Below are 19924 nucleotides of genomic sequence, written 5' to 3'. Positions count from 1 at the left end.
CCCACCGCGGAAGCCCCGCCCCTGACCACGTACGCCGACCCTGCCGTGACGCGGCACGGGCCATCGGCGATGGCCGACGACGGAGCGACCGAGGAAGCCGCCACGGCCATGCCCTGGATCGTCGTCGTCGGCGCCTCGGCCGGCGGGCTGGAGGCGCTGCAGCGCTACTTCGAGGCGATCACGCCGCCGACGCAGGCGGCCTTCGTCATCATCCAGCACCTGGCACCCGACCACCGCTCGATGATGCCCGAGCTGCTGTCGCGCCACTGCTGCCTGCCGGTGCACCAGGCGGAGGCCGGTGAAGGCCTGCTGGCCGACCGGGTCTACCTGATGCCGCCGGGCGTGCTGATGACGCTGGAGCGCGAGCAACTGGCCTTCGCACCGCGGCCACGCCACGGCGTCTCGCTGCCGATCGACCAGTTCCTGTCGACGCTGGATGCCGCGCTGGCGCCGCGTACCCTGGCCGTCATCCTGTCGGGCTCGGGCTCCGACGGCAGCCAGGGCGCACGCGTGCTGCGCGACAGCGGCGGCTACGTGATGGCGCAGCAGCCCGACACCGCGCGCTTCGACAGCATGCCGCGCAACGCGATCGCCGCCACCCGCATCGATGCGGTGCTGCCGCCGACCGAACTGGCCGACCGCACGCTGCGCATCACCCGCGGCGAATGCGGCCGCCTGGGCGATGGCGGGCTGATCGACGCGCCATCGACGCGGCCGGCGCTGCAGCGCCTGTTCGACACCCTGCGGGGCCACTGCGGCATCGATTTCTCGCACTACAAGCTGCCGACGATGATGCGGCGCATCGAGCGGCGCATGGCGGCGCTGGCGCTGGCCTCGATGTCGGACTATGCCGACCGGGTGCAGGGCTCGATCGAGGAGTGCGAGGCCCTGCGCCAGGAGCTGCTGATCCCGGTCACCAGCTTCTTCCGCGATGCGACGGCCTGGGAGGCGCTGTCCGATGCGCTGCGCCAGCTGCTGCGCCAGCGGGCCGACAACGCGCCGCTGCGCATCTGGAGCGCCGGCTGCGCGACCGGCGAGGAGGCCTACACGCTGGCCATGCTCGCGCTGGAGGCCTGCCAGGCCGAGCAGCGCTGGCCCGGCATCAAGGTCTTCGCCAGCGACGTGGACACCCGCTCGCTGGCCCAGGCCGGCAGCGGCAGCTATCCGGCCGGCGCGGGCGACGGGCTCAGCGCGCCGCGTCTGGCCCAGCATTTCGTGCGTCAGGACGAGCGCATCACGGTGCGGCCCGAGCTGCGGCAGATGGTGCTGTTCGCGCGCCACAACCTGATGGAGGACGCGCCGTTCACGCGCATGGACCTGGTGGTCTGCCGCAACACGCTGATCTACTTCCAGGCCGATGCCCAGGAACACGTGATGCGCCGCCTGCAGTACGCGCTGAACCCGGGCGGGCTGCTGATGCTGGGTTCGAGCGAATCGCTGGGCGCGCTGCAGCCGGACTTCCAGGTCGTCGACGGCCTGCACAAGCTCTACCGCCTGATGCGGCCGGTGCTGATCACCCAGACGCTGCGCGAGTTCGGCCCGCGCCAGGCACCGGCCGGCCCGCGCGGCCTGCCGCCGCGCCTGCGTGGCAGCGGTGAGCGCACCGCACGCGTGGGCAGCGGCGCCACGGCGGTCGATCTCGCCCAGCAGGCGCTGATGCAGGCCTATGTGCCGGTCTCGCTGCTGATCACCGCGCAGCGCCAGCTGCTGCATGCCTGGGGCCCGGCCGAGCGCTTCCTGCGCGTGTCCGGCGGCCAGCCGAACCTGGACGCGATCCGCCTGCTGCCGCCGCGCCTGGGCGCGGTGGTGGGCAATGCGGTGCAGCGCGCGCTGCGCGAACGCCAGCCCTGCACCGCGCCACCGCTGTGGATGGAGCTCGACGGCCGCGAGCTGCGCGTGCGCGTCGTCGCGCGGCCGCTGCCCGCCAGCGAGGAAGGCCAGGGCTGCGTGCTGGCCAGCATCGAGACGCTGCCCGACGACGACGGCCCGCGCGCCCACGAGCGGCCACTCGACAGCGCCGAACTCGACCGTCTGGCCGGGCTGGAGCGCGAGCTGTCGGACACCCGGCTGACGCTGCAGGGCAGCATCGAGGAGCTGGAGGCGGCCAACGAGGAGCTGCAGGCCGCCAACGAGGAGCTGATGTCCTCGAACGAGGAGCTGCAGTCGACCAACGAGGAACTGCAGTCGGTCAACGAGGAGCTCTACACCGTCAATGCCGAATACAACGCCAAGCTCGACCTGGTCAACGCGCTGAACGCCGACCTGGAAGGCATGTCGCAGGCCACCGGCATCGCCACGCTGTTCGTCGATCCGGCGCTCGCCCTGGTGCGCTTCACGCCCGAGGCGCAGCCGCTGTTCCGCCTGCGGCGCGAGGACGTCGGCCGCCACATCGGCGACTTCAACTGCCAGATCGACTACCCCGAGCTGGTCGGCGACCTGACCCGTGCCCTGGCCGGCGAGTCGCTGATCGAGCGCGAGCTCATGGGCCCACAGGGCCAGCGCCACCTGGCCCGCGTGGTCGGCTACGCCGAGGGCGGCGCACGGCGACGGGCGGTGCTCAGCCTGGTCGACGTCTCCCGGCTGCACGACGCGCGCCGGCTGCAGCGGCTGATCGACTCGCTGCCGCAGCACATCGCGGTGCTCGACCGCCTGGGCACGATCACCCAGGTCAACCGCGCCTGGCGCGCGTTCGCGCAGGCCAATGCCGCCTGCGACGCTGAAGGCCGGCCGCTGGAGGCCCACACCGAGATCGGCGTCAACTACCTCGGCGTGGTCGCCCGCTCGACGACCCCGGACGCCGGGCAGGTGCTGCTGCAGCTGCAGCAGCTGCTGGCCGGCCAGCGCGACCGCGTCGAGCTGATCTATCCCTGTGATGCCCCGGACGAGCCCCGCTGGTTCGCGCTGCAGGCCCTGCCGCTGGACGGCGCGGCCCACGGCGAGGGAAGCGGTGCGGTGGTCTCGCACCTGGACATCACCCGCTGGTACCGTCCGTCGCCGGCATCCGCCGCGGCCCTGGATGCAGACTCCGGACCTGATCGACCATGAACACCCTGCCCGGTCCGTCGTCGTACCTGCCCGCCACGCGGCCCGTCGCGCCACTGGCCGACAGCCGGGTCACGATCGAGGACGGGCCCGGCCCCGGCCCTCACCGCCACGACGCCTTGCAGGATCTGCTGCAGACGGCGCTCGACCACCTGCGCGCCGGCGAGACGGTCGCGGCCCAGACCCTGCTCGGCACCGATGCCCGCCTGAGCGCGCCGCTGGAGCAGGTCTTCCGCCTCTACCAGCTCGAACTCGAGACCCGCAACCAGCAGCTGGAGGAGACCCAGCTGCGGATGTCGCGCACGCTGGACTGGTTCAGCACGCTGTTCCGCCTGCTGCCGCAGCCGGCGCTGCTGATCGACGAACATGGCGTGATCGTCGACGCCAATGCCCGGGCGACCGAGGATTACGCGCTGGCCGGCGCGCTGCGCAGCATGCCGCTGCCCTTGCGCCGGCTGCTGGTGCAGCCCGAGGCCGAACGCGAACTGGCGCTGGCCCTGCTGCGCTGCCGTGACGAGGGCGTCAGCGTCGCCCTCGACGACATGGCCGTGCTGACCTTCGACCGCCGCCGCCGCTGGGCCGATCTGCGGCTGTGCCGCCTGCCGCTGCGCGAGGGGCTGGTCGCACCGGGGGCGACCCTCGCGCGGCGCGACGGCCCGCCGGCCGGGCTGTTCCTGTGCCTGTTCAATGACCGCACGGCGCGGGTCGAGGCCCAGCAGGCCCACCAGGCCGCGCTGCGGGCCCAGCAGGAGCAGGCCCTGGCCGAGGCCGCCAGCCGCGCCAAGTCCAAGCTGCTGTCGCGCCTGAGCCATGAGCTGCGCACGCCGCTGAACGCCGTCATCGGCTTCACCCATCTGCTGCAGCTGCAGGGCGACGTGTGCAGCAGCGAGGGCCAGCGCCGGCTGAGCCTGATGCGCCAGGCGAGCGAACACCTGCTGGGCCTGGTCAACGAGGTGCTGGAGCTGCAGCGGCTCGAATGCGGCGCGCTGCAGCTGCAGGAGGAAGCCGTGCCACTGCGGCAGACGGTGCGCGACGTGATGCAGCTGCAGGAGGCCGCGGCCACGGCGCTGGGTCTGCGTCTGCGGGTGGCCGGGCCGACCCCGCAGGACGGGACCGAAGACGGCGCCGCCGCGCCGGACGAGGTGCTGGCCCGCGGCGACGGCCGCCGCATCTGGGAGGTGCTGACCAACCTCGTCAGCAACGCGATCAAGTACAACCGGCGCGACAGCTGGGTCGAGGCCCGCTGCGGCCGCGACACCGCGGCCGGCCGGGTCTGGATCGAGATCGCCGACGGCGGCATCGGGCTCGACGAAGCGCAGCTCGAACACCTGTTCGAGCCCTTCAACCGGCTCGGTGCCGAACGCACGGCGGTGGGCGGCACCGGCCTGGGCCTGAGCATCGCGCGCGGCCTGGCCGAAGCCATGGGCGGCCGGCTGGATGCGCGCTCCGAGCCGGGCGTCGGCAGCTGTTTCCGCCTCACGCTGCCGGCGGCCTGACCGGACGCCGGGCGGCGGGCTCCTGACGCCGGAACCGCGGGGCCGGGATCCGCTCGGGATCAGCTCGGGATCGGCGTGCCGGCCATGCGGTCGTACTTGACGAAGTACTGGCGCGCGAAGGCGATCAGCTGGCCTTCGGTCGGATGATCGATGGTCTCCCAACCGACGATGTGGGCGGCCAGCGGCGCGCGGTGCTTCTCGACGTAGTGGCGGAAGTCGGCCATCGCGTTGCGCGAACCGGTGACCAGCACTTCGGGAATGCCGGCCAGTGCATCGCAGACGTCGGCATAGAACTCGTGCTCGGTGCGCACCGTGTTGCCATGCTGCTTGGTGTGGTGGCTGTGGCTCTTGACCTTCTGGGCAAGCACATGTTCGGCATCGAACTGCAGCACCTGGGCCTGATGGTGGTCGACGGTGACGACGGCGTGGAACAGGGTCATGGGATCTCCGGTTGGGGGTGGGAGGTCAGGCGCCGCGGCGGCGTCGTGACCGGGTGGGTGAGGCGGCCGCGCCGGCTCAGAGCGTGGCCGGTCGTGGCCGGCCGCGTTCGAGTCCGCTCGCGCAGTCGATGCAGTGCGTGGCGGTCGGCTGCAGGCGCAGGCGGGGCCAGGCGATCGGCTCGCCACAGGCCTCGCACTGGCCGGCGCGACCGGTCTCCAGCCGCCGCAGCGCGGCATCGACATCGGCCAGCGCGACCACCTCGCGGTCGGTCAGCGCCAGGTCGAGCTCGCGCTCGGCATCGCGCTGGGTGGCGTCGTCGCCGTCCTGCAGCAGCACCTCGCGGGCATGCTCGGCACGGCTGCCACCGCCCAGATGGGCCTGCTGCGCGTGCTGCAGCTCCAGGCGACGCTGCTGCAGGGTCTCGTGCAGCCAACGCCGTTGTTCAGGGTCCAGGGGGGCGGGGCTCGAGGGGGTCATCGCGTTCTCCTTGGGCCCATCGTGGCACTGTGGCGGCCGGGCCTGTTTGAGCCGTGTCAAGCGTGCGGGGGCACACACCCGGGGGCATGCGGCCAGCGGCGTGCGCGCCGGGGGCCGGCCGGGGGCTGCCTACAATGAAATGCTTCGAGTCGCCCCACCCGGCGGCCCCGCAGGATGGCCGACCGCACCGCCGCCGATGACCTCCGCCTCGCCCGCCGCGCCTCTCCTCCCCCCTGCACCGGCCGCTGGCCACGGCCCGCACGCCGGGCCGGGCGATCCGCCACCGACGGCCCTGCCGCCCTCCTGCGAGGTGCTGGTGGTCGGCGCCGGCCCGGCCGGCAGCGCCTGCGCCCAGGCCCTGGCCCGCCGCGGGCACGATGTGCTGCTGATCGACGAGCAGGCCTTCCCGCGGGACAAGGTCTGCGGCGACGGCCTCATCCCCGATGCCCATGCCGCCCTGCACCATCTGGGCGTGCACGAGGAGGTGATGGCCCGGGCCCGCCGGCTGCAGGCCGTCACCTGCATCGCACCGCGTGGCGGGCAGGTCGATGTACCGGGCCAGCTGGCCGTGCTGCCCCGGCGGGTGCTCGACGACATCCTGTGCCGGGCCGCCGTGCGGGCCGGTGCCCGCTTCGCGGCGCCCTGGCGCTGGGATGGGCCGCTGCTGGACGAGGCGGGCCGCGTGTGCGGCGCGCGGTTGAGCCAGGGGGGGCGCAGCATCGAGCTGCCGGCGCGCTGGACCGTGCTGGCCACCGGCGCCCGTCCGCGCGCGATGCTGGCCGCCGGCCTGTGCGAGCGCCAGACACCGAGCGCGATGGCCGTGCGCACCCATGTCCGCCATCCGGAGCTCGCCGGCCGGCTGCGGACACTGCAGGTGGTCTGGCACCCGCGGCTGCGCGGCGGCTACGGCTGGGTGTTCCCGGGGCCGGACGATCTGTTCAACGTCGGCGTCGGCCTGTCGGGCAGCCATTCGATCGACGCGCAGGGCCGCGCCCGCATGGCCGACGTCAACCTGCGCGACGTGATGCAGATCTTCGGCGAGGTGCATGCCGACGCCGGCCGCCTGCTGCGCGAGGGCGAGGTCGTCGCGCCGCTCAAGGGCGCCCCGCTGCGCTGCTCGCTCGATGGCGCGCGCTGGGGTCGCCCCGGCCTGCTGGCCACCGGCGAGGCCGTCGGCAGCACCTATGCCTTCACCGGCGAGGGCATCGGCAAGGCGATGGAGACCGGCCTGCTGGCGGCCGCGGCCCTGCACGGGGCCCTGGCCGCACCGCACGATCGGGCATCGGCATCGGCCGCGGCGGACGCCGGGCTGCTGCAGGACTATGCGCAGCGCCTGCAGGCGCTGCAGCCACGCTTCGCGCTCTACCGCAAGGCCGACCGCATCAGCGCCCGGCCCTGGCTGGCCGACCTGCTGATCTGGCGCGCCCGCCGCAGCCCCGGCATCCGCCGCCGCATGGCCGAGGTGCTGGACGAAACCCGCAGCCCCGACCAGCTGATCACGCTGCGCGGGCTGTTCAAGCTGATGCTGCCGCTGCGCTGACGCGGTCCTCCCGGAGTTGTCCCTGATGTCCGATCCTCGCCGCCCCGCGGCCCGTCTGCGCGCGGCCGTGGCCGCGCTGTCCGCACTGGCGGTCGCCGGCGCCATCGCGGCGCTGCATCCGCTGTCGCCGACCGTGGCGCTGGTGGCCACCGCCGTGCTGGCCCTGGCCGCGGGCGCCGCACCGCGCGCCTGGCTGTGGCTGTGGCCGGCCCTGCTGCCGCTGGCCGGCCTGGCCCCCTGGACCGGCTGGCTGACGCTGGAGGAATCCGATCTGCTGCTGGCCGCCCTGGCCGCCGGCGCCTGGGCCCGCCATGCGCTGTGGCCACAGGCCGGCGCGGGGGGCGTGGCGGCCGGTCACGGCGGACGCGGCGCCACCGCGGCACCGCTCGTCCCGCTGCTGCTGGTCGGTCTGCCCTGGCTGGCCGTGCAGGCGCTGGCGGCCTGGCGCGGCGGGCAGGACGCCGGCGGCTGGCCCCAGCCCTGGACCTGGTACGACGGCTACCGGGGCGCGGCCAACGTGCTGCGCCTGCTCAAGCCGGCGCTGCTGCTGCTGTGGCTGGTGCCGCTGTGGCGGCGCGAGCAGGCCGCACAGCCGCGCGCCGCCGCCCTGGCGCTGGGCGGCGGCCTGGCGTGCGGCTTTGCCGTCGTCAGTGCCAGCTGCCTGCTGGAGCGGCTGGCCTATCCCGGCCTGCTGGACTTCTCCAGCGACTACCGCACCACCGGCCCGTTCTGGGAGATGCACGTCGGCGGCGCCGCGCTCGACGCCTGGCTGGCCGTCACCGCGCCGTTCGCGCTGCAGCGCCTGCGCCATGCGCGCGGCCTGCCGGCGCTGGCCCTGTGGGGCGGCGTGATGGCGCTGGGGATCTATGCCGGGCTGACGACGTTCTCGCGCATCGTGCTGCTGACGCTGCCGCTGGGCCTGCTGCTGTGCGCCTGGCTGGACGCGACACCGGACGAGCGCGCCCAGGCCCCCGCATCCGGCGCGCGCCCCGGCCACCCGCCCATCGCCAGCCCCGGCCCGGCGGTGGAACCGCCCGCCCGGGCCGCGGACCCGCGCCCGTGGCTGTCACCGTGGGCCGCCGGCACGCTGCTGGCGCTGCTGCTGGTGCTGGCCGGCGGGGCCCTGTTCCCGCTCGCCGGCTGGCGCGGCCTGCTGCTGCTGCTGGCGCTGCTGACCCTGCTGCTGCCGGTGGCCGCACCACCGCAGCCCTCCGCCACCGGCCTGGCGCGGCCGCTGACGGCCGGCCTGCTGACCGGCGCGCCGGTGCTGGCCGCCATCGGCCTGCTGCTGCCCAAGGGGCCCTATCTGGCGGCCGCCGGTGCAGGCCTGCTGTGCCTGGCCGGACTGGCGGCGGCGGCCCGTCCGCCCACCCGACCGCCCGCCCGCGCCGGCCGGCGGTCACCCGCCCTCGCCTGGAGCGGCTGGTGGCTGCTGCTGGCCACGCTGCCCTGGGTCGCACTGCACTGGGGTGGGCCGGACGCTGGCCTGCGCGGCGCGCTGGTGGCGCTGCTGCCGGCCGGTCTCGGCGCCTGGGCGCTGAGCCGGGCGGCGGCGGCGGCGGCAACGGCAACGCGCGGCACGTCAGGACCGGCGGCAGGCCCCTCCCGTGCGATGCCCGAGGGCGCGCCCGGCGTCCGCACCGCCCCCCGCGGCAGCCGGCCCCTGCACACACGCCGGGCCCCGTGGCCCGGCGGCCTGCGCTGGCAGACCGGCGCCGCCACCGCGCTGACCGGGCTGGCGCTGCTGGTCGGCAGCTTCGGCGGTGGCACGTACTTCAGCGACCGCATCGGCCAGACCGGCGGCGACGAGGACCTGCGCGGTCGCCACTGGGGCGACATCGTGCAGCGCCTGCGCACCGAGGGCCGGCTGCTGAGCGGCGTGGGCAGCGGCCGCTTCGTCGACCGCTGGGCGCTGGAGGCCGCGCCCGGCACCCGGCCCGGCGACATCCGCCTGCTGCACGACCCGAGCGACGGCCGCGCCACGATGCGGCTGGTCGCCGGCCAGCACGTGATGGGCCACGGCGAGCTGCTGCGCCTGTCGCAGCGCCTGCGCACGCGGCCCGCACCCGGCCCGCTGCAGCTGGGTCTGACGCTGCGCACCGCGGGCACGACACCGCTGATCGTCGAGCTGTGCGACCGCCACCTGATCTACGACGGGGGCTGCAACAGCATCAGCGTGCCGCTGCGGCCGACCGACGTTCCCGGCGCCTGGCAGACGCTCACCGTCGACTGGCGCCCGGGCGAGCCCGCGGAAGGACGCTCGCCCTGGCCCGGCCAGCGCGTGCTGTCGCTGGCCACCGAGGCCGCCGGCGTGGCGGTCGACCTGCGCGAGATCACGCTGAGCGACGCCAGCGGCCGCCCCCTGCTGCGCAACGGCGACTTCGGCGCGGAAGGCGCCGCCTGGTTCTTCAGCAGCGACAAGCACCACATGCCCTGGCATGCCAAGAACCTGGCCGTGCACCTGCTGTACGAGCAGGGCCTGATCGGTCTGGGCGCCTGGCTGGCGGGCCTGCTGGGCGCACTGTGGATGGCCGCCCGCGCGCTGCGCCGCCCGACCGGTGCGCCCGCCTGGCCGCTGGCCGCGCCCCTGCTGGCCGCGCTGGTGGCGGTGCAGGCCGTCGGCGCCATCGACAGCCTGCTGGACATGCCGCGCATCGCGCTGCTGCTGGGCCTGCTGACGGCCGTCGCGCTGCAGGCGCCGCGCCCGGCCGCCGCCCGCTGAGCGATCCGCCCCACCGACCACCGACCGGTGACCCGGTCTGGAGACCTGGCGATGCCCCCCACCCGCAGCCCGGACCCGCGGCCACAGCCACCACAGCCGCCCCTGCCGCCCGCCCGACGGCCAGACCCCGGTCCGGCGCACGATCCCGGCCGGCGCCAGGCGCTGCTCGCGCTGGTGGGCCTTGGCGTGGGTGTGGGCATGGGCGTGGGCCCAGCAGGCTGGGCCACGTCCGCGCGGGCCGCGCCGTCCAGCCTCGGCGTCGACCTCGACGCCCCGCCCCCCGGCGGCTGGAGCGCGGTGCTGCAGGTCGGTCCGGGCCGCCGCCTCACGCGGCTGGGCCAGGCCCTGCAGGCCGCGCCCGACGGTGCGCTGATCGAGCTCGATCCCGGCGACCATCCGGCCGAGCCGCTGCTCATCGAGGGCCGGCGCGCGCTGACCGTGCGTGCCCGCGGACCGGGCACCCGGCTGCCCGCCCACGGCCAGGCCGCCGAGGGCAAGGCGCTGTGGGTGGTGCGCGGCAGCACGCTGCGCCTGCGCGGCCTGGCCTTCAGTGGCGTGCGCGTGGCCGACCGCAACGGCGCCGGCATCCGCTTCGAGGGCGGCACGCTGGCGCTGCAGGACTGCCGCTTCGAGGACTGCGAGAACGGCCTGCTCAGCGGCAATGACGGCGTCTCCGAGCTGTGGCTGCAGGACTGCCATTTCGACCGCAACGGCGCTGGCGACGGCCGCACCCATCACCTCTATGTCGGCGCGATCGCGCGGCTGACGGTCCTCGGCTGCCACTTCGGTGGCGTGCGCGTCGGCCATCTGCTGAAGTCGCGCGCCCACGTCAGCGACGTGATCGGCAACCGCCTGAGCGACGACGGCGGCAGCGCGAGCTACGAGCTGGAGTTCCCGAACGGCGGCCAGGTGCGGGCCCTCGGCAACCTGATCCGCCAGGGCCCGGCCACGCGCAATCCGGTGCTGGTGTCCTACGGCGCCGAAGGCCTGCAGGGCCCCGCCCACCGGCTGGACCTGGTGCACAACACCCTGGTCAACGAACGGTCGGGCGATGACGCCGTCTGGCTGCGGGTCAGCGATGGCCGTGCGCCGGCACCGCCGACGGTGGCGGTGCAGGTGCTCAACAACCTGCAGGTCGGCACGGGCCGCTGGCAACTGCCCGAGACGGCGGCGCTGGCCGGCAACACCCAGGTCCCGGCGGCGGCGCTGCAGGCGCCCGCACAGGGCGACTGGCGGCCGCGGGCGCTGTCGCTGCGCGGCGCCCCGCCGCTGGCGGCGTTGACGGCGCTGACAGCGTTGACGCCGACCCTGCGGTCGGGTGCGGCACGGGCCCCGGCGTGGCAGCCACCGGACGTGGCCGGCGCCTTCAGCGCCGCGCGCGCAGGGCCCTGACCAGCGCGCGGCGCAGCCGCGGCGGATCGATCGGCTTGGTGACGAAGTCGTTCATGCCGACGGCCAGCGCGCGCTCGCGCTCGGAGACCAGGGCCGCGGCGGTCAGCGCGATCACCGGCAGACGGCGCGGATCGTGGGTGTGGCGCAGGCGCTCGGTGACCTCGTGCCCGCTGAGGCCGGGCATCTGCACGTCCATCAGCACCAGGTCCAGGGGCCGGCCGGCCGCGTCCGCCTGCTCGACGGCCGTCAGCGCCTGCGTGCCGTCGTCGACCGCCGTCACCACCAGCCCCCACTGTTCGAGCATGGCCACCGCGATCATCTGGTTGACCGGGTTGTCCTCGGCCAGCAGCACGCGGGCGCCGCGCAGCACCAGATCGTCCTGGGCATCGGGCACGGTGTCGGGCGGGGGCTCGGGCGCCGGCGGCAGCGGCAGCTCGGCCCAGAAGTTGCTGCCCCGGCCCGGCGCGCTGATCACGCCGATGCGGCCGCCCATCAGCTGGGCCAGCTCGCGGCTGATCGACAGGCCCAGACCGGTGCCGCCATAGCGCCGGCTGGTCGAGTCGTCGCCCTGGGTGAAGGGCTTGAACAGGCGCTGCTGGGTCGGCTCGTCGATGCCGGGGCCGGTGTCGTGGACCTCGAAGCGCACGCCCTCGTCGGCGCGCCACTGGGCGACCAGACGGATGCTGCCGGCCGCGGTGAACTTCAGCGCGTTGTGCAGGAAGTTGGCCAGGATCTGGCGCACCCGCAGCGGATCGCCCGCCAGTCGCGCGGGCAGGCCGCGGTCGACCTCGACCGAGAAGGCCAGGCCGTGGGCGGCGGCCAGCGCGGCATAGCCCTGCTGCAGCGCATGCAGCAGCTCGCGCAGGTCGAAGGCCACCGACTCGATCTCCAGCCGGCCGGCCTCGATCTTCGACAGGTCGAGGATGTCGGAGATGATCATCGACAGCGCCTCGGCGCTCTCGGCGATCTGGTCCAGGTACTCGCGCTGACGGGCCGCCGGCACGCCGGGCTGACGGGCCAGGCGCGCCAGCCCCAGCAGGCCGTTGAGCGGGGTGCGGATCTCGTGGCTGGTGTTGGCCAGGAAGGCGCTCTTGGCCCGGCTGGCGGCCTCTGCCTCGTCGCGGGCGCGGGCCAGGGCCTGCTCGTCGCGGCGCTGGCGGGTGACGTCCTCGGCGATCCAGATCGTGCCGTGCTCGGCCGGGTGCAGGGCGTCGATGGCCTTGGCCCGCAGCCGCACGAGGAACAGCCCGCCGTCGTGGCGCGTGCCCAGGCGTTCGAGCTCGACCGCCTCGCCGCGGCGCAGGGCGGCGCCCAGCTCCTCGGCCAGGGCGGCATCTTCCTGGGCGCCGGACCAGATGGCCGCGGTCGGCCGGCCGGCCAGCTCGCCCGCCGGCCAGCCGTAGATCTGCTCGAACTGCGGATTGACCAGCTCGAAGCGGCCATCGCGGGCGAAGGCGATGCCCACCGAGGCGTTGTCCAGGATGGCCTCGCGCTCCAGGCGCAGCCGGTCCACATCGCTGACGTCGCGGGCATTGAGCACCAGCCGCTCGCGACCGTCGCGCTCGAAGCGCGAGGCCGAGACCAGCAGCGCCACGCCCTGGCCATGGCGGGTCTGCAGATGGACGGTGACATCGCGCACCGTGCCGCCGCGCTGCTGCAGCAGCGCCAGCAGGCGCTCGTACTCGGCCGGTTCGCGCCACAGGCCGAGATCGGCGGCGCTGCGGCCGGCGACCTCCTCGACGCTCCAGCCGGTCAGGCGGCAGAAGGCCTCGTTGACCACCAGCAGCTGGCCGCTGGCCAGATCGATCAGCGCGATGACGTCGGGGCTGGTGGCCAGCACCTGGGCGAACAGCACCTCGGTGCGCTGCTGCGCGCGCGCGGCGGCCACCGAGGCCGTCTCGTCGAGCAGGATGGACAGCACGGCCGGCAGCTGGGCGTCCTCGACCCGCGCGGCCGAGGCGCGCACCTGCAGCTCGGTGCCCTGGTGGGTCAGCAGGCGGAAGGGCTGCGGCGGCAGCGCGGCCCCCAGCGGCTGCTGCTCCAGATGGTCGAGCCGGGTGCGGGCCTGCACCCGGCCGCCCTCGTCCATGTGCTCGGCCAGCAGATCGTGGCCCAGCATGCGGGCGACCGACGCATAACCCAGCAACTGCGCCGCCGCCGGATTGGCGTCGATGATCTGGCCGCGCCGGTGCAGCAGCAAGGGCGTGGGCAGACGCACGAACAGGTCGTGGTAGCGGCGTTCGGTGGCCTGCAGCGCGGCGCGCGCCCGGTGCTCGGTGCTGACGTCACGCGCCACGCCCCAGTAGCCGATGAAGCGCCCCTGGGCATCGCGCCGGGGCTGACCGCTGACGAGCAGCGTGAAGCCACGCCCGTCGGGCCGCGCCAGGCGGGCGGTGACCTCGCGCACCGCCTCGCGGCCTTCCATGTCGGCGCGCAGCGCATCCAGCGCATCGGGCTCGAACTGCAGGGCGGTCCAGGCCCAGGGCAGGCGTCCTTCGGCCTCGGTCAGATGGGCCAGCGAACCCGCGCCGCTGCGGTAGACCACGCGCCGCAGCCGCAGCTTGGCATCGGTCTCCCAGTAGGCGACGGAGGCGATGTCCAGCAGCGCGTGGAAGCGCCGCTCGCGGCTGGAGACGGTCTGCACCTGGTGGTCCATCAAGCGGGCCAGCGCACGGCCGATCGACACCCCGAACAACAGCGACAGCAGCCAGGCCGCCAGCCGCAGCCCCCAGGCCTGCAGCGTGGCCGGGGTGGGCGGCTGCTGCGGCAGCACCTGCAGCCAGTCGCTGACGGCCAGTGCGCCGACGGCCGCCAGCGAGGCCAGCGTGACGGTCCAGGCCGTGCCGCCGCTGCCCACGGCCCAGACGACGACGATCTGCAGGCAGTAGAAGACGAGGCCCGGCGTGTCCAGCGACCAGGGGCTGTAGAGCGCCCCGGCGGCGATCGAGACCACGCTGCCGAGCGCCACCGGCAGCAGGGCCTGCTCGGCCTGTGCCGGCTCCAGCCGGGCACAGGCGGCCGCCAGCAGGGCGATCGCGCCATAGGCCAGCAGCAGGGGCCAGCGCGCGGCCAGCGAGTCCAGCTCGCCGAGCGCCAGCCAGGTCAGCAGGCCCAGCCCCGAGATCACCGCGACCGCGCGGCAGTAGGCCTGCAGCACGCGGTGACGCAGGGCGTCGAACGCGGCGCTGGAACTCGGAGGGGCGAACAAGGGGGTGTCCACGGAGGCGACTCGGTGCAGCCGGTCCGCGACGTCACGGCCGGAGCAGCCGCCGACGGAGGATCGGTCGCGGTCAGTATCACCTTGGCACCCCCCGCACGGCAGGCAGGTCCCCCGTGGATCGGCGACCCTGCCGCACGACCCCGGCGTGACCGATGGCACAGGCTCCATCGATGAGCGATCGCGCTGGCGCAGCCTGGAAACCGCGGTTCAGGCCCGGCGCGGCCCCGAAACGGGCCGGCATCCGGCCGTAGGTCCGGACGCGATCTTTACGCCTTGTTGCGGACGCCGGGGCGCGCCCGGGCGCACGGACTCAGGCCGCGCGGCCGGCCCGGCGCAGCAGATCGCGCGTGGCGATGGCGGCCGCGCGTGCGGCGCTGGCCCAGTCCTCGCCGGCACTGGCATAGAGCACCGCGCGCGAGGAGTTGACCATGATGGCGCCGGTGGTGCCCGACAGGTCGCCGGCGGCCGCGCCGCGCCAGCCGGCGCGCACCGTGGCCTCGGCATCACCGCCCTGGGCGCCGACGCCCGGGATCAGCAGCGGCAGCGTCGGCGCCAGCTCGCGCACGCGGGCGATCTCGGCCGGGAAGGTCGCGCCCACGACCAGGCCGAGCTGGCCGTTGCGGTTCCAGTCACCGGCGGCCATGCGGGCCACCTGCTCGTAGAGCAGGCTGCCGTCGGCCAGGCGCTGGGCCTGCAGGTCCGAGCCACCGGGGTTGCTGGTGCGGCACAGCAGGATCAGGCCCTTGCCGTCGTACTTCAGGTAGGGCTCGATCGAGTCGAAGCCCATGTAGGGCGACAGCGTGACCGCGTCGGCCTGGTAGCGCTCGAAGGCCTCGCGGGCGTACTGGGCCGCGGTCGAGCCGATGTCGCCGCGCTTGGCATCGAGGATCACCGGCACGCCCGGTGCCACGCGCCGGATGTGGGCCATCACGCGTTCGAGCTGGTCCTCGGCGCGGTGGGCGGCGAAGTAGGCGATCTGCGGCTTGTAGCTGCCGACCAGGTCCTTGGTGGCGTCGACGATGCCGCAGCAGAAGTCGGCGATGCGCGTGGCATCGCCCTTCCAGGCGGCGGGGAACTTCGAGGGCTCGGGGTCCAGCCCCACGCAGAGCATCGAGTCGGCGCGCACGCTGGCGGCCTGGAGCATGTCGGTGAAGCGCATCGCGTCGGCCTCGGCGGTCAGGGTCTGGATCGGACGGGGCTCAGATGCGGCGCGCCAGCGCCTCGGCGGCACCGGTGTAGCTGGCCGGGGTCATGGCCAGCAGGCGGGCCTTGTCGGCCTCCGGCAGCGCCAGACCGGCGACGAAGCCGCGCATCAGTTCGGCCGTCATCGGCTGGCCGCGGGTGAAGGCCTTGAGCTGCTCGTAGGGCTCGGGCAGGCCGTGGCGGCGCATCACCGTCTGGATCGCCTCGCCCAGCACCTCCCAGGCGCTGTCCAGGTCGGCGGCCAGCGCGGCGGGGTTGATCTCCAGCTTGTCCAGGCCGCGGGCCAGCGCGTCCAGGCCCAGCACCGCGTAGCCGAGGGCCACGCCCATGTTGCGCAGCACGGTGGAGTCGGTCAGGTCGCGCTGCCAGCGGCTGATCGGCAGCTTCTGGCTGAGGTGGGTCAGCAGCGCGCTGGCCAGGCCGAAGTTGCCCTCGGCATTCTCGAAGTCGATCGGGTTGACCTTGTGCGGCATGGTCGACGAGCCGACCTCGCCGTCCTTCAGGCGCTGCTTGAAGTAGCCCAGGCTGATGTAGCCCCAGACGTCGCGGCTGAAGTCGATCAGGATGGTGTCGGCGCGGGTCACGGCGTCGAACAGCTCGGCCATGTAGTCGTGCGGCTCGATCTGGATCGTGTACGGGTTGAAGCTCAGGCCCAGGCGCTCCTCGACCACGGTGCGGGCGAAGCCTTCCCAGTCGTGCGCGGGCCAGGCGGCCAGGTGGGCGTTGTAGTTGCCGACCGCGCCGTTCATCTTGCCCAGCAGCTTCACGTCGGCGATGCGCGCACGGGCGGCCGCCAGACGGGCCACGACGTTGGCGATCTCCTTGCCGACGGTGGTCGGGCTGGCGGTCTGGCCGTGGGTGCGGCTGAGCATGGGCTGGCCGGCCTGGGCATGGGCCATCGCACGCAGCTTGTCGATGACCTTGTCGAGCGCGGGCAGCAGCACCTGCTCGCGGGCGGCCTTGAGCATCAGCGCGTGGCTGGTGTTGTTGATGTCCTCGCTGGTGCAGGCGAAGTGGACGAACTCACCGGCGGCGATCAGCTCGGGATGGCCGTCGAAGACGCCCTTGACGCCCAGCTTGGCATTGCCCTTGAGCCAGTACTCGACCGCCTTGACGTCGTGGTTGGTCGTGCGCTCGATGTCCTTGATGGCCTGGGCATCGGCCTCGCCGAAGCGGGTGACGACGCCGCGCAGATAGCCGCGCGAGGCCTCGGACAGCGGGGCGAACTCGGCGAAGCCGGCATCCGACAGCGCGATGAACCACTCGACCTCGACCTGCACGCGGCGGTGCATCAGGCCGAACTCCGACATCAGCGGGCGCAGCGTGGCGACCTTGCCGGCATAGCGGCCGTCCAGCGGAGAAAGAGCGGTCAGGGGGGTCGGGGTGCTGAAGGGCATGGCGATGGCAGCCGGCAGGCACCCGACGAAGGATCAGGCGCGCCGGTCCGGGCGTTCGGTGGAGGGGGAAGCGCGGGATTTTAGGCTGCGGCCTCGGCCACCGGTCGCACACCGCGTGCACGACCGCGCGGACGGGGCCCCGGCGCGGGCAGCGCCTGCGGCAGGTGCCAGCGCGCCGGGTCGCCCTGGACCAGCACGCTGACCCCGGCGATGCGCCGGCGCCACCAGCGCAGCTGGGCCAGCGGCCACCACAGGCCGGCGCTGCAGGCCACGGCCGCCAGCTCCTGCCAGGCCATGCGCGCGAGCCGGGGGGTGCGGGTCTGGCTGTGCATCTGCAACCGGTCGGTGCGGACCTTCGACAGCGTCAGGTCCTGCAGGCCGGCGGCCAAGGGCCAGCCCAGCGGCAGCAACAGCAGAGCGGCGGTCAGGACCAGCGTCGGCCCCCCGATGCGCAGCCCGCGGGCGACCCAGTCCGCGCCGGCCAGGCCCAGGCCGTCGAGCCCGCCGGCCAGCAAGGGCGGCAGGGCCCCGGCCCACGGCCACAGCAGCGCGGCCCCCAGCAGCAGCGCCGACAGCAGCAGGAAGGGCCCGCGCGCCAGGTCCAGGCACAGCGCATAGACCTCGGCGGCCTCGAGGCCGCAGTGCAGGCGCTCACCGGCGTACGACAGGTGACAGGCCAGCCAGCGCTGGCGACGCCACAACAGCCAGGGCCACAGCAGCAAGGCCACCGGCAGCGCCCCCAGCAGCAGCGCCGACAGCAGCGGTGGCAGCTGGGCCGGTGCGTGCAGCGCGACCTGCGAGGTCAGCCAGGGCAGGGTCAGGCCGACGGCGCCCAGCCAGGGCAAGGGCCCCAGCATCCACCAGGCCCGGCGCAGCGGGCCATCGAAGCTCAGCGGCCGGCCGCGCCAGCACAGATGGCCCCAGCTCAGGCGCCAGAACCGCCACTGCAGCCCGGGCAGGCTCGACAGCAGCAGCAGCAGGCCCCCCAGCAGCCCGGGCCCGCCCCACAGCGCCCAGGACTGCCAGGTCAGCAGCCCCTGCAACTGCAGCGCGACGACCAGCGGCAGCAGCTGGCGCGGGGCCAGCGTGCAGTCCAGCGCATGGCCGCCGATGCGGGTGTGGGCCAGCCGCCACCGGCGGCAGCTCTGCCAGGCCCAGGGCAGGTACAGGCCGAGGCTGAGCAAGGTCAGCAGCGCCCCACGCCACCACAGCAGCGCGTAATCCAGCGGCCGGCCCTCGAAGGCCACGGTCAGCCGGGTGGCCAGCGCGACGGACGGCACGGACATCGGCCGTTGCGCACGGGACTCGCGACTCACACCCACACCTCTTTCCCGCGTCACCGGGACGGACGCGCACGGCCCGCAGTCTAGCTGTCCGCGCCGGATGGAGATTAGGGGGCGGCGCGGGGCGGGCCGGGCCTCACGCGTTCACCCAGTCCCCGTCCGGCGGCAACACCACCGGCGTGCCGACCGGTGCCAGCGTGCAGGCGGCCTGCAACGCGGCGACCGCGGCCTGCGCCGCCGCCGCGTCCGCCGCATGGACGCGGCACAGCGGCTCGCCGCGCGCCAGCCCGGCGCCCAGTGGCCGCCAGGCCGAGAGCCCCACCCGGCCGTCGATCGCCTGCCCGGCCCGCGCCCGGCCCCCACCGAGCGCCACCACGACCAGACCGACCGCCCGGGTGTCGATGGCCGCCAGCACGCCGTCGTGCGGCGCCGGCACGTCACGCACCACCGGCGCGGCCGCCAGCTGCGGATCGCGCAGCACGTCGGCCGGCCCGCCGAGCGAGCGCACCATGCGGGCGAAGCGCTCGGCCGCGGCGCCGCTGTCCAGCGCCCGCGCGAGACGGGCCTGCGCATCGGCCTCGTCGGCCGCCAGCCCGCCGATGCACAGCAGGCGGGCCGACAGCGCCAGCGTCAGCGCGCGCAGGCGCGGCTCGGCGGCGCGGCCGCACAGCAGGTCCAGGCATTCGGCCACCTCCAGCGCGTTGCCGGCGGTCCAGCCCAGCGGCTGCGACATGTCGCTGACCCGGGCCTCGCAGCGCAGGCCGGCGCCGGCGGCCACCTGCACCAGCGTGCGGGCCAGTGCCCGGGCATCCTCGGCACGGGCCATGAAGGCGCCGTTGCCGGTCTTGACGTCCATCACCAGGCCCTGCAGGCCGGCCGCCAGCTTCTTGCTGAGGATGCTGGCGGTGATCAGCGGCAGCGATTCGACGGTGGCGGTGACGTCGCGGATCGCGTAGAGCCGGCGGTCGGCCGGCGCCAGATCGGCCCCGGCGCCGATGATCGCGCAGCCGGCCTCGCGCAGCGCCGCCTGCCAGCGCGCGGGCGCGGCATCGACCGCGTAGCCGGGCAGCGCCTCCAGCTTGTCCAGCGTGCCGCCGGTGTGGCCCAGGCCGCGGCCGCTGATCATCGGCACGCAGCCGCCGCAGGCGGCCACCAGCGGCGCCAGCACCAGGCTGACCTTGTCGCCGATGCCGCCGGTCGAGTGCTTGTCCAGCACCGGGCCGCGGTCGCCGACGGCGCGCGCCAGCGCCGCGTCCGACCAGTCCAGCACCCGGCCCGAGCGGGTCATCGCGCGCGTCAGCGCGACGGTCTCGGCCGGCGCCATGCCGCGCAGCACGGTGGCCATGGCCAGCGCACCGACCTGGGCATCGCCCCAGTGGCCGGCGGTGCCGGGCGCGGCGACCAGGCCGTCGACGAAGGCCTGGATCTGGCCGTCATCCAGCGCCTGGCCGTCGCGCTTGCGGCGGATGATCTCGGCGGGCAGCAGGGCTGGCGCCGCGGTCGCGGTCGCGGTCGCGGTCGCGGTCGCGGTCGCGGTCGCGGTCGCGGTTGCAGTTGTCGTTGCGGTCGCGGCGGCTGCGGCCGTGGTCAGCGGGTCCGTACGGGCCGTGGCGGTGTCGGCCGGGCGGCCGGCGGGAAGGTCGTCATCCATGGTCGGAAGCGCGGCGGCGCTGGAGTCGTTCGGAGAGACGGACGTCAGGCCGGCGGACGG

At 74.7% G+C, this 19924-nt stretch carries 12 protein-coding genes; 5 read left to right on the top strand and 7 right to left on the bottom strand.

Annotated features, from left to right (window positions below; all coding sequences use genetic code 11):
- Positions 1-69 precede the first annotated feature (69 nt).
- Complete coding sequence (locus AACH11_RS10395; RefSeq protein WP_341374150.1) at positions 70-3045, top strand: CheR family methyltransferase; 2976 nt, start codon at positions 70-72, stop codon at positions 3043-3045.
- Entirely contained in the window at positions 3042-4538 is a 1497-nt protein-coding gene (locus AACH11_RS10390) for a sensor histidine kinase (RefSeq protein ID WP_341374149.1), read from the top strand. Before AACH11_RS10395 ends, AACH11_RS10390 begins: the two co-directional genes overlap by 4 nt.
- A 59-nt stretch (positions 4539-4597) precedes the next feature.
- Here AACH11_RS10390 and AACH11_RS10385 read toward each other — a convergent pair whose 3' ends face one another.
- Together AACH11_RS10385 and AACH11_RS10380 are read right to left on the bottom strand one after the other, a co-directional pair.
- The gene (locus AACH11_RS10385; protein WP_341374148.1) at positions 4598-4978 is read right to left on the bottom strand and encodes a hypothetical protein; all 381 of its coding nucleotides are present in this window, start codon (positions 4976-4978) and stop codon (positions 4598-4600) included.
- A 76-nt stretch (positions 4979-5054) separates the two neighbouring features.
- Positions 5055-5456: a TraR/DksA family transcriptional regulator gene (locus AACH11_RS10380; protein WP_341374147.1), complete on the bottom strand. Its 402-nt coding sequence runs from the start codon at positions 5454-5456 to the stop codon at positions 5055-5057.
- 196 nt (positions 5457-5652) lie between these two features.
- Between AACH11_RS10380 and AACH11_RS10375 the strand changes: the two genes are divergently transcribed.
- From AACH11_RS10375 to AACH11_RS10365, 3 genes are read left to right on the top strand one after another with little or no spacing between them, the layout of a single operon-like run.
- Positions 5653-6996, top strand: a complete 1344-nt coding sequence (locus tag AACH11_RS10375) for an NAD(P)/FAD-dependent oxidoreductase (RefSeq protein WP_341374146.1) — start codon at positions 5653-5655, stop codon at positions 6994-6996.
- A gap of 25 nt (positions 6997-7021) precedes the next feature.
- Complete coding sequence (locus AACH11_RS10370) at positions 7022-9718, top strand: hypothetical protein (protein ID WP_341374145.1); 2697 nt, start codon at positions 7022-7024, stop codon at positions 9716-9718.
- Between the two features lie 51 nt (positions 9719-9769).
- Entirely contained in the window at positions 9770-11110 is a 1341-nt protein-coding gene (locus AACH11_RS10365; RefSeq protein WP_341374144.1) for a right-handed parallel beta-helix repeat-containing protein, read from the top strand.
- On the opposite strand, the gene AACH11_RS10360 is transcribed toward AACH11_RS10365, so the two are convergent.
- The 5 genes from AACH11_RS10360 to AACH11_RS10340 form a co-directional block, all read right to left on the bottom strand.
- Entirely contained in the window at positions 11085-14330 is a 3246-nt protein-coding gene (locus AACH11_RS10360) for a PAS domain-containing hybrid sensor histidine kinase/response regulator (RefSeq protein ID WP_341374143.1), read from the bottom strand. The genes AACH11_RS10365 and AACH11_RS10360 overlap by 26 nt on opposite strands.
- A gap of 310 nt (positions 14331-14640) precedes the next feature.
- Entirely contained in the window at positions 14641-15489 is an 849-nt protein-coding gene (gene pyrF, locus AACH11_RS10355; protein ID WP_341374142.1) for an orotidine-5'-phosphate decarboxylase, read from the bottom strand.
- A 40-nt stretch (positions 15490-15529) separates the two neighbouring features.
- Positions 15530-16930, bottom strand: a complete 1401-nt coding sequence (purB, locus tag AACH11_RS10350) for an adenylosuccinate lyase (RefSeq protein ID WP_341374141.1) — start codon at positions 16928-16930, stop codon at positions 15530-15532.
- Between the two features lie 80 nt (positions 16931-17010).
- Positions 17011-18216 carry a DUF898 family protein gene (locus AACH11_RS10345; RefSeq protein ID WP_341374140.1) on the bottom strand — a complete coding sequence of 402 codons (1206 nt, stop codon included), beginning with the start codon at positions 18214-18216 and terminating at the stop codon, positions 17011-17013.
- Positions 18217-18349: 133 nt separating this feature from the next.
- On the bottom strand, positions 18350-19864 hold the full coding sequence (locus AACH11_RS10340) for a thymidine phosphorylase (RefSeq protein WP_341374139.1): 1515 nt from the start codon (positions 19862-19864) through the stop codon (positions 18350-18352).
- Between the last annotated feature and the right edge of the window lie 60 nt (positions 19865-19924).

Origin of the sequence: Pseudaquabacterium rugosum (assembly GCF_038066575.1) — a bacterium.
Taxonomy (GTDB): domain Bacteria; phylum Pseudomonadota; class Gammaproteobacteria; order Burkholderiales; family Burkholderiaceae_C; genus Pseudaquabacterium; species Pseudaquabacterium rugosum.
The sequence above is the reverse complement of the archived record's forward strand: the minus strand, read 5'-3'. Positions and strand labels throughout refer to the sequence as shown.

Coding starts and splice junctions, on each gene's coding strand:
- AACH11_RS10395 (WP_341374150.1), top strand. CDS start 70: ATGGCCGACGACGGAGCGACCGAGGAAGCCGCCACGGCCATGCCCTGG.
- AACH11_RS10390 (WP_341374149.1), top strand. CDS start 3,042: ATGAACACCCTGCCCGGTCCGTCGTCGTACCTGCCCGCCACGCGGCCC.
- AACH11_RS10385 (WP_341374148.1), bottom strand. CDS start 4,978: ATGACCCTGTTCCACGCCGTCGTCACCGTCGACCACCATCAGGCCCAG.
- AACH11_RS10380 (WP_341374147.1), bottom strand. CDS start 5,456: ATGACCCCCTCGAGCCCCGCCCCCCTGGACCCTGAACAACGGCGTTGG.
- AACH11_RS10375 (WP_341374146.1), top strand. CDS start 5,653: ATGACCTCCGCCTCGCCCGCCGCGCCTCTCCTCCCCCCTGCACCGGCC.
- AACH11_RS10370 (WP_341374145.1), top strand. CDS start 7,022: ATGTCCGATCCTCGCCGCCCCGCGGCCCGTCTGCGCGCGGCCGTGGCC.
- AACH11_RS10365 (WP_341374144.1), top strand. CDS start 9,770: ATGCCCCCCACCCGCAGCCCGGACCCGCGGCCACAGCCACCACAGCCG.
- pyrF (WP_341374142.1), bottom strand. CDS start 15,489: ATGCGCTTCACCGACATGCTCCAGGCCGCCAGCGTGCGCGCCGACTCG.
- purB (WP_341374141.1), bottom strand. CDS start 16,930: ATGCCCTTCAGCACCCCGACCCCCCTGACCGCTCTTTCTCCGCTGGAC.
- AACH11_RS10345 (WP_341374140.1), bottom strand. CDS start 18,216: ATGTCCGTGCCGTCCGTCGCGCTGGCCACCCGGCTGACCGTGGCCTTC.
- AACH11_RS10340 (WP_341374139.1), bottom strand. CDS start 19,864: ATGGATGACGACCTTCCCGCCGGCCGCCCGGCCGACACCGCCACGGCC.